This is a genomic window from Aestuariibaculum suncheonense (genome assembly GCF_014596935.1).
In the GTDB taxonomy this organism is placed as follows: Bacteria; Bacteroidota; Bacteroidia; order Flavobacteriales; family Flavobacteriaceae; genus Aestuariibaculum; species Aestuariibaculum suncheonense.
The window spans coordinates 1,148,671-1,166,116 of sequence record NZ_JACVXC010000001.1 but is presented as its reverse complement, the minus strand read 5'-3'; the positions used below and the strand labels follow the sequence as shown (position 1 = coordinate 1,166,116).

8 protein-coding genes are annotated in these 17,446 nt (G+C 33.7%); all 8 read right to left on the bottom strand.

From position 1 onward, the window contains the following. The coding region (locus ICJ84_RS05090) for a DUF4955 domain-containing protein (RefSeq protein WP_188215254.1) at nt 1-1,658 on the bottom strand (1,658 nt) is incomplete at its 3' end. Nucleotides 1,659-2,064: 406 nt separating this feature from the next. After that, nucleotides 2,065-2,847 carry a T9SS type A sorting domain-containing protein gene (locus ICJ84_RS05085; protein ID WP_188215253.1) on the bottom strand — a complete coding sequence of 261 codons (783 nt, stop codon included), beginning with the start codon at nt 2,845-2,847 and terminating at the stop codon, nt 2,065-2,067. 910 nt (nt 2,848-3,757) lie between these two features. Then, the gene (locus tag ICJ84_RS05080; RefSeq protein ID WP_188215252.1) at nt 3,758-4,780 is read right to left on the bottom strand and encodes an SGNH/GDSL hydrolase family protein; all 1,023 of its coding nucleotides are present in this window, start codon (nt 4,778-4,780) and stop codon (nt 3,758-3,760) included. Nucleotides 4,781-4,957: 177 nt separating this feature from the next. Next, nucleotides 4,958-6,613 (bottom strand): RagB/SusD family nutrient uptake outer membrane protein, encoded by a 1,656-nt coding sequence (locus ICJ84_RS05075; RefSeq protein ID WP_206688676.1) that lies wholly within the window; start codon nt 6,611-6,613, stop codon nt 4,958-4,960. A gap of 31 nt (nt 6,614-6,644) precedes the next feature. Next, nucleotides 6,645-9,473, bottom strand: coding sequence for a SusC/RagA family TonB-linked outer membrane protein (locus ICJ84_RS05070; protein WP_188215251.1), 2,829 nt, complete (start codon nt 9,471-9,473; stop codon nt 6,645-6,647). A 64-nt stretch (nt 9,474-9,537) separates the two neighbouring features. Further along, nucleotides 9,538-11,289 (bottom strand): RagB/SusD family nutrient uptake outer membrane protein, encoded by a 1,752-nt coding sequence (locus tag ICJ84_RS05065; RefSeq protein WP_188215250.1) that lies wholly within the window; start codon nt 11,287-11,289, stop codon nt 9,538-9,540. 11 nt (nt 11,290-11,300) lie between these two features. Then, nucleotides 11,301-14,426, bottom strand: a complete 3,126-nt coding sequence (locus ICJ84_RS05060) for a SusC/RagA family TonB-linked outer membrane protein (protein WP_188215249.1) — start codon at nt 14,424-14,426, stop codon at nt 11,301-11,303. 396 nt (nt 14,427-14,822) lie between these two features. Beyond that, on the bottom strand, nt 14,823-16,766 hold the full coding sequence (locus tag ICJ84_RS05055; protein WP_188215248.1) for a family 43 glycosylhydrolase: 1,944 nt from the start codon (nt 16,764-16,766) through the stop codon (nt 14,823-14,825). Between the last annotated feature and the right edge of the window lie 680 nt (nt 16,767-17,446).

The window sequence follows — 17,446 nt, the reverse complement described above, 5'->3', positions numbered from 1 at the left end:
GACTTGCCATCATTTGCATATTTTGCTAAATATTCTGGCTTAGAAGATGATGCCGACATATAAGCACCATAAAGTCGCAACTGTAATTGAGCATCAAATAATGATAATGGATAGGCCTTTTCGCCTTGTAACTCATTCAAACCTGTGTTTTGTAAAGTGACATTCTCGTTGGGATCGGGTGCTGTAAAACCTATAAAGTTAGGATAACCATATGTATGTGTTCTTCTATTAACTGGATCCCAAAAATTAAATGTTACGCTATTATATCTTGAATCATGAACAAAATTCCAAAATGTTAAATATGGACCACTATTTGGATACGAATTCTCTGCGCCTCCATTAGCTCTAAAACAACCTCCGTAAACATTCTCCAATAAGTTACCGTAAGGATGAAACCCATGACAATCTATACTTTGATCAAACTGCATTTGGCAATTTGTAAATACAGTACTGGTTGTTGACCAACGCATTCCTGGCCCATGTCCTTGACCTTTAACATTATCTCTGCTTAATCCCTGGTCTACAATATCATCACAATTATCAAATAACACACCATATGAGTATATCGCATAATAAGAACTGTGACCTTTTTTACCCGAACATACAATGTCCTTTACAGTCACCCCAATACATGTTGATATTTGGAGCATTTCATTCCAATCTTTAAATTCACAGTTTCTTACCCATCCGTTTTTAACATTGGTTAATTTCAATGCTCGCCAACCATAATCTACAATATCATTAGCATGATGCTTATAATCTTCAGGATAATTTAACCAATCGCTTGTAAACAGGATATCCTCAACACCTACTTCTTCAATTGTTTCATATCGATTCAATTGTGCGCCAGTAAACTCTGCCGTAATAGTATATTGAACTGGATTTTTAAATGTTACTTTATTACCTTCTATCTTTGTGATAACATGCTTTTCTAGGGTTCTGACTCCTCTGTTATTATTTGCTACATTCCATATAGAATTATAAGTTAGACCTGGCATATTAGCATCTAAATTCTCTCCCCCTTGATGGTATAACTCTACGGTTTGCCCCACACTCAGACCATTTGTGCTTTCCACTTCTATTTCAAAATCACCCTTCAGTATTCTTTTAGCTGCTGTGTTAGTAATTTTAGTGTTGGGGGTACTTAATGGCTTAAATTCAAAACGGTACGGATGGTTACCTCTTTTATCTGTAAATATTTCGGTACCTCCTAAACCTGCTCCTGCTCCCTTGAGTACAATATGACTTCCCCGGATCATTATTGGAGTGTTTTCGGTTTCTGTACTGGACACCTTGTAGCGGCCTGCTGGAAAATAAACGACGGTTGGCACGACACTCGCTTCTGCTGCTGAAATAGCTGCGACTATGGCTGCATCATCATAATTGTCATCATTGGCCACTGCCCCATAATCCAAAACACTTATAGTGTTCCAGGTTGAAACATCTGGAAGTTCCTTTTCTGAAAAATGATAACCTGTGTAAGAATAATCGCTTAAAGTTGCCTGATTTAATTGGCCGTTTTCACTTTTTTGGGCAAAATCCAACCAAGAAGGAGCTTCCTGCTGTGCTTGAGCAATTCCTATTGCGAAAAAAACACAATATAATAGAGCCTTACTTATTTTAAATAGAGAATAATTCTCCTGCTTCTTTTTTTTCATTAATGTGTAATTTAGTTTAAACAAGTCTGCTTTATTTTTGCTTAGTTTGATTTAAATTCATTTTCTTCCCAGATACATATTCTCAAACCAATAGGTGTTTTCTCAACCTAAAAAAATACGCTCGTGAAAGACATTATATATTAATAAACATTTTACTTTATCTACATACGCTAAAATTCGCCCTTGCACTAAAAAAAGGGTTACTTCACCGTCTTTCATATTTTATTTAATTCCGTAATTTGTCTTACACCGGGATTGGTTTTATAAGAAATAATCAAAAGAAACTCAATTGTAAATATTTAAAATCTTAACATTATAATTACTATAAAAACATTCTACATTTACTAATAATCATAAATGCAGAATGTTTTTATCTATATTAATTTATTACTGCGTTTCACTTAAATTATTGTTTAATTATCTTTTTTGTTAAACTACCAAGTGTTCCCTTCATTTCTATAAAATACACTCCTTTAGTAAATGAACTAATATCTAAATTCAATGATTGCTCTTTTACTATTGATGACAACACAAGCCGGCCAGAAACATTATAAATATTAACTCGTTCTACATTATTATTTAAACCAGATATAACCAATTCATTTTTTACAGGATTAGAAATGAATACATTACTTAAATCTAATTTATCGGTACTCAATACAGTTGCCGGCTCTAAATACCACTGTGTAGATCCTGCTTCTCCTAATAAATACCTACAATTAGAATTAGCTTCATCTACAGATATAGTTCTGGCTTGAGAAGTCGTTGCCAAAAAACTATACATCATATCTCCAGTATCAGCATTCACTCCCAATTCATTAATCACAAAATTTCTTGGATTTGAAGTATTTGGTGCCATATCACCACTCACCCATACATTTGAACTTTCAGCTCTAAATATACCATTACCTGTAGCACAATTTATATTGTATGCCTTTTTTCCGTTAAAATCGGCACGACCACTGGCGATGAAATTAAAAATTTGAGAATTAGAATTTATTACCGGAAGTACGGAAACTGAATTTCCACTACCGGCTGATGCTACAACTTCTTCAAATGTTATATAATTTCCTGTAAGAACACTTTTTATTTTATAATAACCCGTTGGAGTAAATTGTTGAGCAAAAACTTGTACTCCAACAATGCAGAAAACGACTAAGTAAATTTGTTTTAAAGTAATTTTTTTCATAATTGAATGGTTTTAAAATTTAGTTTATATGGTTTATTCTCTATAACGACTAAGCACTTTACTTTTTTGACAATTACTTATATCTATCTTAAGGCTATTCTTACTTTTTAATATAGCCAATAATCAAAATTTACAAATAGATAAAAAATCTGTAACCTGCATTGACAACGGAAATATTTTTATTACTCGTTCTGTTATCCTTAAAATCTCTCATGTTTACAAAAACATAACTACAACAATATTAACATGATAACACTAATTTAAGGATGAAAATAATACTTAAACAGTGGTAAAAAATTCCTTTTATTAGGCTTTATAAAACAATGTGCTCTTTTGATATTCTAAAAACCTTCTTTATTCTTCCGTAGAATTTCAAATCGAAGTTCAACAAATGAAAAAAAGAAAATATAGAGTGCTTACTATTGTTTATGATTTTAATCGGGAAGCATTACATTTAGAGTTAGATTATTAATAACAAGTAAAAAGATAGCTTATGTCCTAAATCGTCTAATTAACAGACTAGGTAAACCAGATCGTACCCGCATAAATAACAGTTCTGAATTTACTGCTAATACAACTGCACAATGGGCTGTATTACGCAAAATAAAGTTTAACAAGAAAGTCTACTAAGAATGCTTAAATAGTACGTTTCAATGGCACGAGAGGAGTACTCGATAGCTATATTTTTGATGATTTAGACCAAGTAAGAGAGCAACCCAAATTTGGATGGATATTATATTATAACCGTCCATATGATGCTTTAGAAAATATCCCTCGCATGGAATACGCAAACATAAATCTCAACAAGACTAATGGTGTTGAAATTTATCGAAATAATAATATTCTACTAACAACCAGTTCTAAATAAGTCAAATTCACGAAAATATCAACTTTTAATAGTCGTATTATTTTAGTTGATATAATCTTTCAATACTTCTGACAATTTTTCTGCTATTTTCTTATGACCAATATCATTAGGATGATTTTGGTCAACGTAATCATTAGGCTTTAGCAACCAATTCTTAGTTTCTACAAAATGAATTTTAGAATCACCTGAATCTAAACACATATTAACAACATTTCGTATTTCTTCTGTATAATAGCCAGCAAATGTTTCCATTAAAAATATTTCTGTATTCGGATATTTTCTTCGAATTCTTTGAACAAAAAGCTGGTAAGTAGATTCAAAAAGTTCATTAGGCACTTTAAGATTATAATCATTTGTACCAATATTAATTACAAGTACTTTTGGGGTATATACACTAAAGTTCCAAGTTGAGCTTATTTCGTGATTTGATGTTTTCATCAAAAAATATTGAACACTTTGCCCTCTCTTGGGTGCCCAATTAGCATTATAGTAATAGCCATCAACTAATGTAATTCCTGGTTGTGAAATTTGAGTATGATCAACTTGCAATGCCTCTCCTGTTAGCCATGGGTAGGCAGACAAATTACCCATTGTTGTGTTTTGTCCTGAAGTTATAGAGTTACCAACAAACTCAATAATATCCTTTTCTGGCTGAGCTAAAGTTATTCCCTCCTTTTCTAAAATAAATCCTTGAAAATGTATCTCGTCGTTAGCATAATTAGCAACTACAACCAAAGTATGTATCTCATTTTGCAATATATTTGGTGTTAAATCTACTACACCTTTAGCATTGCTATATTTTTTATAGCCTAAACCATCGACACTTACATAAATATTTGCAGCCTTAGCAAGTTTTATCTTTATTGTTCTTCCTGTAAAGGTCACCTTTAAATAAGCTCCCCCCCAATAACTACGAAATACATTTTTATCACATTTATCCCATCTTCCAACATATTCAATATTTGAATCTGTTAATGAACCAAAACCCGTTGTAGCATGTGCTATATTACAAAATATAACTAGCAAAACAAGTATGTAAAAATTCAAGCCTATATTTCTCATCATTTAAATAAAACTGTTATAATAAATCATATTTCTAGTACTATTTATTCCATGAATAAGTCAGAAAAACAAAATAGTAACAAAAAAGTCTTTGATAATTTTATCTTAAGAGCCTTTAATAATAAAGGCTGTCTCGTTTGAATCAAGACAGCCTTTATAAATTTCTATGATATTAATATTTTACCACCCTGCATTTTGTATCATATTAGGATTGACAACCGTTTCCGAAAAAGGTATAGGATATAAATACATTTTAGACTCAAATGGTCTAGTTTCTAAAAGTTCTTTAGTGTATGTAAAACTACTTCCTGTATTTGTTACCTCCATTTTATAAATATTGGTAGTTTCTTCTGCTATTTTCCAACGACGTATATCCCAAAATCTATGCGCCTCAAAAGCTAACTCTACACGCCTTTCATTTCTTAACTTTGTTCTAAACTCTTCTTTAGACATTCCAGATGGAAAAGGAGGCATACTAACGCTAGATCTGGCACGAATCTCATTAACGGCTTGTAAGGCAGTCATACCAAATGTTGCTGGATCTTCTGGCCCATAAGCTTCGTTCATCGCTTCTGCGTAATTAAGTAATACCTCTGCATATCTAAACAACACCCATGTATGTTCTTTTTGAGTAACATTAGGAATTTCTAAGTTTATAGTTTGATCCACATATTTTCTCAAGTAATAACCTGTTTCTGTGGCATATCGCAAAGGGGATCCATTACGTCCACCCTCAAAAACTTCAACTGTCTGCCCCTTAAAATTAGAACCATTATAAATAACAGTTTCAGCTAATCGTGGATCTCTTCCGGCATATGGGTTGTTTGGATTATAACCAGAACTTGGGTGATCAATCGCAAGACCTGTAGCCTTCATTTCATAGGCATCTACTAAATTTTGAGTTGGTGTATTTCCTGATTGCCCCCCCACATAGCCTACTGGAAAGTTTGTTCTTTCAAAATAATTACTTGGTCCTTCTCTACTCTCTAAGATCAATTCTCTATTATTTGCATTGTAATTATTAAATACTGATGAATAATTTGAGTTAAGCGAATATTGGCCTAAATCTATGACCTCGTAAGCCGCTTGTGCTGCATCTCGCCACGCTTGTTGATTATTAGATGCATTATGTAAAGGACTCGCTGCATATAATAATGCTTTTGCTTTTATTGCCAATGCTGCCCCTCTTGTTACACGGCCGGTTTCCTTTTCTCGTTCATTTTGATAGCTAAGAGGTAAATTAGGGGCCGCAGCTGTACATTCGCTCACTACAAAATCAATGATTTCCTGAAAAGAATTTTTAGAGACCGAATTTGCTTCTTCGACGGTCAATGTTTTCAAAATCAAAGGAATATCTCCATAACGTTTGGCTAGTTCAAAGTAGTAAAACGCGCGTAGTGTTCTAGCCTCGAATTTCTTACGTTCCAACTCTTCCATTAACACATCATATACAGGATCCTTATCATACAAACGATCTTCATACTGATACTTTTCTACTTCTTCCAATAAACGGTTAGCACGTCTAATGGCAGTAAAATAGCTCCATTTAGAATCCAGTGTCTGTGCAGGACCCCAAGCTCCATTAAAATATTTATGTATGGAACTAGCGTCTTGTGCAAATACAGCATCATCAGAAGCTGAGGCCAACATAGCACCTCCTTCTTGATTAAAACCCGATGGTAGCGCCACATAAATACCAGTTAAAGCTGAATTTACACGTTCTAAATCTGAATAAATATCCTCCTGCAGAAGATAATCTTTTTCATCATAATCTAGATAATCGCATGAACTTAAAAACAAGCTCAAAACCATTAAAACTATTTGTATATATTTCATATTTGATTTTTTTATCATTAATTAAATTGACCTAAAAAGTAAACTCCACACCCATATTAAACGTTTTAATTAACGGATAGTTAATGGACAGTGCTTCTGGGTCTAATTGGTCTATATCATCCCAAGAAAAAAGATTAGTACCTCGTAATGAAATTTTAAAATAATCGACGCCAAATTTACTTAAGAACACTTTTGGTAAACTGTAATAAAACTCTAAAGCTCTCAATTTAATGTAATCACCATCTCTCAACCAAATATCATTATTACGATAGTTATTATCGTTATCTAATGTTGTTAACCTTGGTAAGGTAGCTGTATTCATATTACTTGGCGTCCAAGCATTATTTGAGAATGTTGTAATATTGCTGTTGTTTACTAACGGTCTGTAAACACTCGGAGTGTTTAAATTTACAGTTAAGTTGGCAACGCCCTGAAAAATAGCATTAAATCCAAGTCCCTTGTAATCTGCGTGCAAATTTAATGAGAAATACATCTCTGGTATGTAACTGTAACCCATAGCTACTTGATCAAAATTATCGATCACATTATCTCCATTCTGGTCTACATATTTAACATCACCTGGCAATAAAGATGAGAATAATTGTGGATGACTATTGTCTATTTCTGTTTGGCTGCTAAAGAATCCATCTGAAATCAAGCCAAAAGCTTGCCCGATAGGCTTTCCTGTTCTTCTCATATATTCATATGGTTGCGGGGCTTCTCCCGATTCAATGATTTTATTTTTAGCATAAGAAAACATAGCCGTTGCTGAATAGTTAAAATCTGATATTTGATCTTGCCAAGTCAACGAAGCTTCAAACCCTTTATTTTCCACCTCTCCTACAGGAAGTAAAGGAGCTCCCACTCCTATAACATCTGATGTTAGTCCGCCAGTAGATACTAAAATATTAGTTCTTCTGTTGTAAAAAGCATCAACCGACAAATTTAATTTTTTAAAGAAATTAACGTCTAAACCTGCATTAGCCATCATGGCTCTTTCCATCTTTGGATTTCCTCCTAAGCGTCCTTCAGCTATACTTCCAGCCGTGGAGTTATTTTGTGTAAATAAATAAGACCCAACACCACTATAACTTTGATCTTCGGTATTTAATTGTATCCTATCACTACCTGCATATCCAAAAGACCCTCTTAATTTTAGATACTGTACCCATGAATCATCTGCAATAAAATCTTCTTCTGAAACTACCCATGCTGCGGATACTGCTGGATAAAACTCAAATCGATCTTTAGGTAACACACTAGATCCTGCATAAGATACTGTAAGGTCGGCCAAATATTTATCTTTATAACCATAGTGTATATTGGCTGCTAAATTTTGGCGTAAAAAAGTTGTATACTGACCTCTTCCTACATATTTATCTTGATTAAACATCACAAATGAATTAATGGTATTATCATTAATCTGTTTATCATAGTTAAATTTCCCCATAAAACTAGTAAACCTCTCTGTAAACCCATTACCCGAAAAAGCACTTAATGCCGAATCCTCACCGTATAATTGAGAAATCGTATCCATGGTTGTCGCATTTTGTGTTAATTCTTCGTAAAGGAAATCTTTAGTCTGCCCATCTGTTGAAGTCGCTTGGTTGTGATGCCTTAACGTTAGCTCTCCTGATAATCCTTTGGTAACAGCCGCCAAGTCTTGTTTTAATGTAGCATTAATACCAATAGCTGTACCTTGATTTTTACGATACCCTGTGGAATTGATAAGAGCCACTGGATTATTTCCGTACAAATTAGTACCTCCCCATCTGCCGTTATAGTTTACTACAGGGTAAGCATTTGCTGGAGTGTTATAAATAGCACTAATTATACCACCTCCATTACCTGAACCTGGCTCGTATAATTCATCTATACTACCATATACACGCGCAACAAGATCTGTTGTTGAAGTCAAATCAATATTTAAATTAGTTCGAAAGTTTACACGATCGTATTTAATTTGTGTCTCATATTCTTCTAACCCTTTATCATCATACAAGCCATTTTCTGCTTGGTAGTTAATGGCTGCATAGTATAATACTTTGTCACTACCTCCACGAAAAGACGTATTGAAATTCATTTTGGTTCCACTGCCACGCAAAGCTTCATCTACCCAATTTACATTAGGATGAAAGGTAGGTGAGCTGCCATTAGCATATGCTTGGATGTCTGACTGAGAATACAAAGGAGTTAGTCCATCATTCAATCTTGCTTGGTTAAATGCTTGTGCATAACCGCTGGCATCTAAAAAGTCAGGATGTCCAACAGCTGTAGTTATACCATTTTGATAGTTAACATTTACATCCATTTTTTGAGGTATACCTTGCTTGGTAGTTACCAACAAAACACCATTGGCCCCACGATGACCATAAATTGCCAAAGCTGCCGCATCCTTTAATACCTCCACACTCTCAATAGATAAAGTAGCGATAGTACTTATATCAGTTTCAACACCATCAACCAAAACCAAAACAGCATTGCTGTTTAAAGAGTTTAATCCCCTTACATATAAGTTTGGATTTCTAAACCCTGCTGATCCTCCATTTTGAAGAACCGTTAGACCTGGTAAAAGGCCATAAAGTGAATTGGCAGGATTGAAAGATAGGGTCTTCTCCAATTCTTTACCAGACACCTTATTAATTGCTGATGTTAAATGTTGTTTACTTAATTGTTCATTATTACCTGTTTCTATGGTTTCTGAAACCAATGTATTAAGCAGTTGATTTTTAATTGCCGTAGAATCCTGCTTTGTGATAGCTACATTTTGGTTTTGTGCCACTACTGAATATGACACGCATGATAAACTTACCAGCAGACACCAAAGAACACTACGTTTTATTCTCGAATAGTTATTCATTTTCTATTTTTTTCGATTAGCTTGAGTTATTTATGCTAGATTTTGTTTCGTTTTATATTAAATCCTACCAGCCTGGGTTTTGAACTAAACCATAGTCTTTATTGACCTCGTCTGAAGGAAAAGCATTTAAATACCATTTAGTATCCCAACTCTCAACCCATGCTCTTTTTGGTGTCGTTTCAAAAACCTCGTATGATAAATTTCCTGTAGCATTATCTCTAGTAATATTCATGCCATGCGGCTGAATAAACGGCATTTTCCAACGAACCAAATCAAACCAACGTATTTCTTCAAAAGCAAATTCTCTTGCACGCTCGGTAAGCACCTCTTCTCTAAACTGTTCTTTTGTAAGACCTGTTGGCGCATCACCTACTCCTACACGTTGTCTTGTTTTATTAAGGTATTCATAAGCCTTTGCTGTTGGTCCATCATTAAGTTCATTCAAAGCCTCGGCGTAACTTAAATACACTTCAGGTAAACGTAAATATGGATATTGTACTACAGAGTTAATAGAGGTGGCAGCATTTCCATCTAAGAAAAATTTACGAAGCCTGTACCCTGATCCTGCGCCCGGCACATTCTGACCTGTTCTTTCTCTTCCTCCAATATACAATTCTGCTTTACGACCAACATAGCTATCTCCGTTTACAAGAACAGTTTCGTACAAACGTGGATCCCTATTTATATATGGATTACTTGCATCGTATCCAGAGGTTGGGTCATCAATACTTTTTCCATTTGCCATAGGGTACATATCCACTAATTCTTGCGAGGGTCTTGCTATACCAAAATTACATGCCTGATAAAAATAGTAACCCCAATTAGACCTGAATCTATCGCGAGTTGTAATAAGAATTTCTGTTAAGCCTCTATCATAGTAACCACTTTTAAAGTCTTGCCTAGGATTTCCTGTATTTACCAAACTGTAAAACCCATTTGATTGTAGGTCGTTAATAAAATCTTCACATGCATCTACTACATTTTGCCAATGATCAGCATCATAATCTCCAAACCATGTCATTTTTAAATCAGATGCTTCTCCTTCCCGGAAAGGCTGTGTACTATTAAATAACGGGCTTGCTCCAAAAAGTAAAACTCTTACTTTTAGAGCTTTGGCTGCGGCACGAGTAAAACGTCCTTCATTATTACTTAAATCTTCAACCTCCCATGGCAATAAAGCTGCTGCACGGTCTATAACCCCTACAATGGAGTCCATGGTTGCTTCTGCTGTCATTCTTGGAGTATAGGTATCATCTGTCGCTTTAAATGCTTTATTTACCCATGGCAATCCTCCGTAGTATCTAAACATTTCGGCATATTGTACGGCAATAATCATCAAAGCTTCTCCCTTTAGTCTGTCTATAGTTGCTTGGTCTGCATCAGGGACGCGATCAATATTTTCTATAAAAGTATATGCACGTCTGATACCTAACCAACTACCTTCTTTATAATAATTATACTTGGTGTGATTATTCCAATTTTCCAATCCAGCATCATAAGTCCCTGAATAATAAAAACGGTTTACACCACCCCATGTAAGATAACTTTGAGAGAGATCCGTCAGACTTTCTAAAATATCCATATTCATTTTATCACGCCCTTGTTGCCATGCCACAGGAAGCCCATAAGGTAATGTGGCATATGCAGAGGTTAATGCGCCTTCTGCATTTTCTAAGTTTGCATATACTGAATCTATGGTAACATCACCTCCTGGTGGTTTGGATAAAAAATTATCTCCTATTTCCACTTCTTCACAACTTATCATTACAAATGATAAGCTGGCTATTATTTGTAAAAATAATCTATACTTTTTCATGATTATTAAATTTAAAAGTTCAAATTAACACCAACATTATATATTTTCATAGCAGGATATGTGGCTCTGTTGCCTGTACCTGATTCTGGGTCGACCAACCCGTCCAACTTATCAAAAGTCAACAAATTATATCCGTTAGAATATAACCTAAGATTTTTGATTCCAATCTTTTTAATAAAAGGTGACTTAATATTGTATCCTATCTCTAAAGTTTTCAATCGAATGTATGAAGCATCCAACTGGTACAACTCAGATAAATTGCTAAAGTTATTGGCACGATTATTAAAAGTTATTCTTGGAAGTGTTGCTGTGTCTGCTGTTTCTGGTGTCCAACTGTTATCTGCAAACCACTGGAGCAACGTTGAGTTATCTGTTTCTCCAAATGGTTGTCTTACTTCCCCTAAAATTCTAGAAACATTTTCTGTACCTACCCAAGACATTCTAAAATCAAAATTCTTGTATTTAAAACCTGCATTTAAACCAAAGGTATACTGTGGATACTCTGAAAACCCAATAGGTTTTTGGTCTTGAGTATCAATAAACCCATCTCCATTTATATCTTGATAAATAGCATCACCTGCCTGAACAGAAGAAGCTGGAACAGGAAAAGTATCTTTCAAACTTCCATCTACATTAAAATCATCTTCACTGTAAAAACCACTAAATATGTACCCAAATGGCTGGCCTACTGGTTGACCTGTTCTATATTGGTAATCATAATTTTGTTTTATCTCATCCATAAAAACAATTTCGTTTTTAGCATAAGACATGTTAGGATTAATCCAGTAGTTAAAACTAGATCCAATTTTATCATCCCATCTCAAATTAATTTCATACCCTTCATTATGTACTTTACCTATGTTTACTGCTGGTAAGGTTACTGCTACTATTGATGGAACTGTATTTCTTGTGGTTAAAATATCTTCTCTGTTTTCAATAAAATAGTCTAGATTTAGCGCTAATTTATTATTGAAAAGCTTAAGGTCAAACCCGTAATTTTGCTTAATGGCAGTTTCCCATGTAACTAGAGGGTTTCCTAATCTGGTTTCAATATAACCGTTTTGGTTTGATGGTACATCTACCCCAAAATTATAAGAATCATTTCCAGTACCTACTTGATATCCGTCTGGTAAATACAAAAATCTATTACTACCTAAATTATCACTACCTACTTTTCCATAAGAAGCTCTCAATTTTAAATAACTAATTACCGAATTGTTTTTAAGGAAAGATTCCTCACTAGCTACCCAACCTAAAGAGTAAGCTGGGAAAAATCCATATCTAACGTTTCTGGCAAAGTTTTCAGAACCATTATACCCGATATTGACCTCCGCCATATACTTTCTTTTGTAGTTATAAGTTGCACGTGCAGCACTACCTACATAACCACTTGGCAAATAATTAAAATTACCTCCAGGATAATAATTAGATCGTTGGTTGTATAATAATAAACCACTTACTTCGTGGTCTCCAAACCTACGGTTATAGTTTAAAGTAGCTTCCAGATACCAACTTCTATCCTTTCCATAAGATTCACTATAGCCTACACGGCCTCCCGTTGAAGTTTTTGGGAATACTAATGTTTCATCATCAGCTGCAAGGGTCTCGTCAAAATCTCTAGCATAAAAAGCAGTGTAAACATCAGGTGAGGTCTGGCGGATTTTAGTTTGTACCGCATTACGATTGTAAGACCCCTTAACTCCAAACTTTAACCCCTTTGTAATTGCATCTAAGTTTTGATTTAATGCTAAATCAAAATTATAAACTGTAGTAACACGTGTAAAACTACCTCGTCCATAATAACGTGATAATGCATCAATAGTCGCTCCAGGAATATATTCTTCGTTGTCTTGAACATATTTACCATCAACTATTCCCGGTGAACTGTAAGGCACAGATCTGTATAAAAATCTGAACAACTGATCTTGAGACTCTGCCACTTCTGGTTCTTGCCTTTGCTCACTTCTCCCTCCAAGTGTAAAGGAGAGTTCAGTGGTTTTAGTTACATCAATATCTATATTTGAACGGTAATTATAACGCTTATAGATAAAGTTTTCTCCTGTACCTGTTCCAAAGGTGTTAAACATTCCTTCTTGGTTTAAATAACTGGCAGACATAAAATATCTTACACCTTCAGTCCCCCCAGAAACATTAAAATTAGTCTTTGACATTGGAGATGTTGAACGAATAACGTAATCCATCCAGTTTACATCTGAATATAATACCGGATTGGATTTTGTTCTAAAAGCTTCTACTACTTCTGGTGAAAACTTTAATTGCTCCTCTGCAATTCCATCTCCTAATTGAGCCCTATTATAAATAGTGGCATAAGTATAACTATCTACAAAGTCAGGTAGCCTTACTGGGGATTGTATACCATAAGAATATCCCGCTGATATTTTGGCTTCACCTACTTTACCTCTTTTTGTGGTTACTAACACTACACCATTGGCTCCTCTTATACCGTAAACAGCTGTAGCAGAAGCATCTTTTAATATAGTAATATCTGAGATTTCTTCTGGATCAATCTGCGTAAAACTACGTTCTACACCATCCACCATAATTAAGGGTTGCGAATTCCCCTGAGACAATGTAGCTACACCACGTATAAAAAGTTGTGCACTATCTGCTCCGGGCTGTCCCGAATACTGTATTGAGTTTAAACCAGTTACCTTACCCGCTAAAGCATTTGCAACACTAGCACTTGGAGAGCTCGTTAACTCTTCTGTTCCTATTGACGAGATCGCTCCTGTTACTGTTACTTTGTTCTGTTGGCCATATCCTACAATTACTATTTCATCTAAGGACTCTGTATCTTCTTCTAAAACGATATTAATTATTTTATTATCTTTTACTGGAACTTCTTGAGTTTTAAAGCCTATGTAGCTTAAAACTAAAATAGACTTTTCATTTTTAACACTAATGGTAAATTCTCCATCAAAATCGGTAACAGACCCGTTATTTGTACCTTTTTCTAAAAGATTAACCCCTGGCAAGGGAACGCCTTTAGAATCTAGTACTTGCCCTCTTACATTTATATTCTGAGCGTTTACCCATAATATATTACATACTAAAAAGACGAAAAGAAAAATCCCGCTTTTGGAATTACCTAATTTTTGTTTTTGTAATTGGTTCATAAATTAGAATTCATATTTATATTTAAGTTGGTAATATTTTTAATACTACATAGTTTTACCATAAAACTATTTAACGATAAAGCATTCAATTTACTTGAATATTCTTTTTAGGAATTTAATTTTTAGTTTTTGGTGATTTTTCATAATTAAATTTTATTAGTTTCTATTGTTAATATTAGTTGCATTGTTAATTTTTATAATCAAGCGATTTATTTATGTAAAAAGTTTTTTTTAAAACAATCCTAGCAGCATCTAAGTCGTTTTAAACCAAATACGGGTAACATTTTAAAAAGGACATATATTTAAAAGTTACAGAACTTAAATAACCCTAAAAAATATTTAATATTAATACGCGTTTTAAATAAAAGAGAGGGACATAGTTTACTTAATCTATTATTAGTTTTTGATAAACTTGTAGCCTTTACCATTTATAACAGCAATGTAATATCCTGGTCTAAGCAATGATACATCTATAGTATTCCCTCTATTCTTGTTTAACAATTTTCCCGAAATATCATAAACGCTATAACTTGTATCAATAGCAGAGTTTCCGATATTTAAAATGCCCCCTCTTACTGGATTAGGGTACAAATAGTTAGCATTACTATTAATTTTATCATCATCAGTTGAAAGAGAATTTGTTCTTATATTTAGTGTTTTCTTTTGCATGGAAAAACGATCATCTAGATAGTATACCGTATACTCTCCTAATTGATTAGCTTGGATATTATCAATAATAGGAGCTCTTTCCGTTGAGTGATAATTGCTTGGTCCATACCAACTAAAAAAACCGTAAAATTGGGTTTGACCTCCGTTGAAATCCCAAGCCTGGGGTCCAAATTCCACACGGCTGCCAATATTAACATTAATGTTTGTTCCTGTATACCATCCTTGGCTGTCTACATTAACATATGAATTTATTCCTCCGCTTTCAAATTCATTATTCATCATTAATTTCAACTCAGCTGCAGAAGTATAATTTGTCCCATTAAAATCGGAATAACTAACAAATTTCATGTAATGTGCTTGAGTTGTCTCAAAAAATACATCTGTGTTATAACCTAACCATCCAGAGGCTGTCGGTGCTCCCCAATTAATTCCATCTGTACTAAAAAATAGTTGAAAGTCTCTAACAATTCCATTCAAGCTAGAGTCTTTTCGTGGCACATAACTGAATCCTGAAACATCATAATTTGCTCCCAAATTGATAACAATTTCGTGCGGTTGAGCATCTGCTCCTCCACTCCATTTTGTATGCCACATTGTATTATCATCTCCGTCAAAAGCATTAACCGCCATATAAGATCCCGTCAATTCCTGACTAGAAACAGAAACCAAACTCCAATTTTCCTGCGGAACATAAACATTATCATCATATTCTATCCAGTCACTAGTACTTAAATCAATTTTAAACTCCTTTACATAATTCATACTCAGACTTCCATTATTTACATTCAAAGGAAACATAACAATCTTAGATTCCCGAAGCCCCAAATCTTTCCAGCGATCCCCAACATAATAAAAGTTAGTACCGTTTGTACCTGTTAATTTTATTACATCTGTAGGTTGAGAATCAAACGTTATTTTGTTACCCACTAGTTGCCAGGCTGACCACCCGCTTTTTAAAGAAGTGGAAGTACTAAAACGCATTTGATTAGGATCCCAACCCGTTTTAGTTGAACTCAACATGTAATAAAGATTATCTTTTTTGAAAATCACTGGAGCTTCTTTATTTTCTCCAGGAAACAAAATTGTGCTGTCTACAACATCTAAATAATCAGAAGAAAGTGTGTAAAGATTGAGGCTACCGTTAGCTTTATTTGTAGATATATAATAGGCTTTACCATCGGTATCCTGAAACAAGTTCCCATCATTTGAATCATAACCATCTGGAAAAAACTCTTTTATATAAGTATATTTTCCATCAATCGTACTAGAGGTAAAAATACCCACCTTGTTATTTGTATATTGGGCATTTTGATATTTTATCCAAACTACAAATTTATTCGTCGCTTGATTATATATTATACATGGACGTTCGGTAATACGTAATCGATCTTTTAAATGACTGTTGGTGTTTTCATCAATTATATTGTTTCTGAATTCCCAATTCATTAAATCTGAAGATGAATATAAATTCACACCTTTAAATATGAATTGGTTAGACCGATCTTCGCCTATCATATAATACAAACCATTATGCTTTATAATACTGGCACCATGCGCTTGTATTCGATTACCATCTGTGTCTTTCCAAGAAATTCCATTTTTTATTGACTGCACTTGGGAATTTACAATTTGTAAGAGCATACAAAACAGGAAAGTTAATATGACTTTCATTAGTTTGATGTTTTAATTAGTTATTTAGTTGGTTTAGTTTCAGTTAAAAAAAATTATGACATATTTCTATTCATTATTTATTCTTTTATTCATTAATAAAATTTTGAGAGGAACTATTATTTTCAGTTCCAAATGATTTAATGCTTATTACGGAATCAACTTTACAATAAACGCTTTAGTACATTTTCTAGCCTACTTTCAAATCATAAAAAAACTTGGATTATGGCTGGAAAAATTAATATAGGAAACACATACCTCCCAATAAACACTCGTTATAAAAGTGTTTAATCTGTAATAACATTTACAAACCTAACTTAATCTTAAACAAAAAAAATGGACACAAAAACTTAAAACATAGACAATAATATTTCTTTATCAATATTTTAAAATTAAAACTCTATTAATTAATTAATTAATTAGTTAATCTAAAAAAAGCATATTGTAGTTATATTAATGAAGCTATTCACAAAACTTTGGTTCATGCATAGACTGAAACTAATACTATAACTTCTGGTTCTTTCAACTTCTTGAGATTTCAACCAGTAGAATTGCGAGTAACCTTAGTGATAGAAAAATAATCCTACAATTTAACAATAGGAAATAAATGCCAAGACTATAATAATTACATCTCCCATTTTTAATGGTTTGAATCCTTTAAGTCAAGACCATCACACAATTAA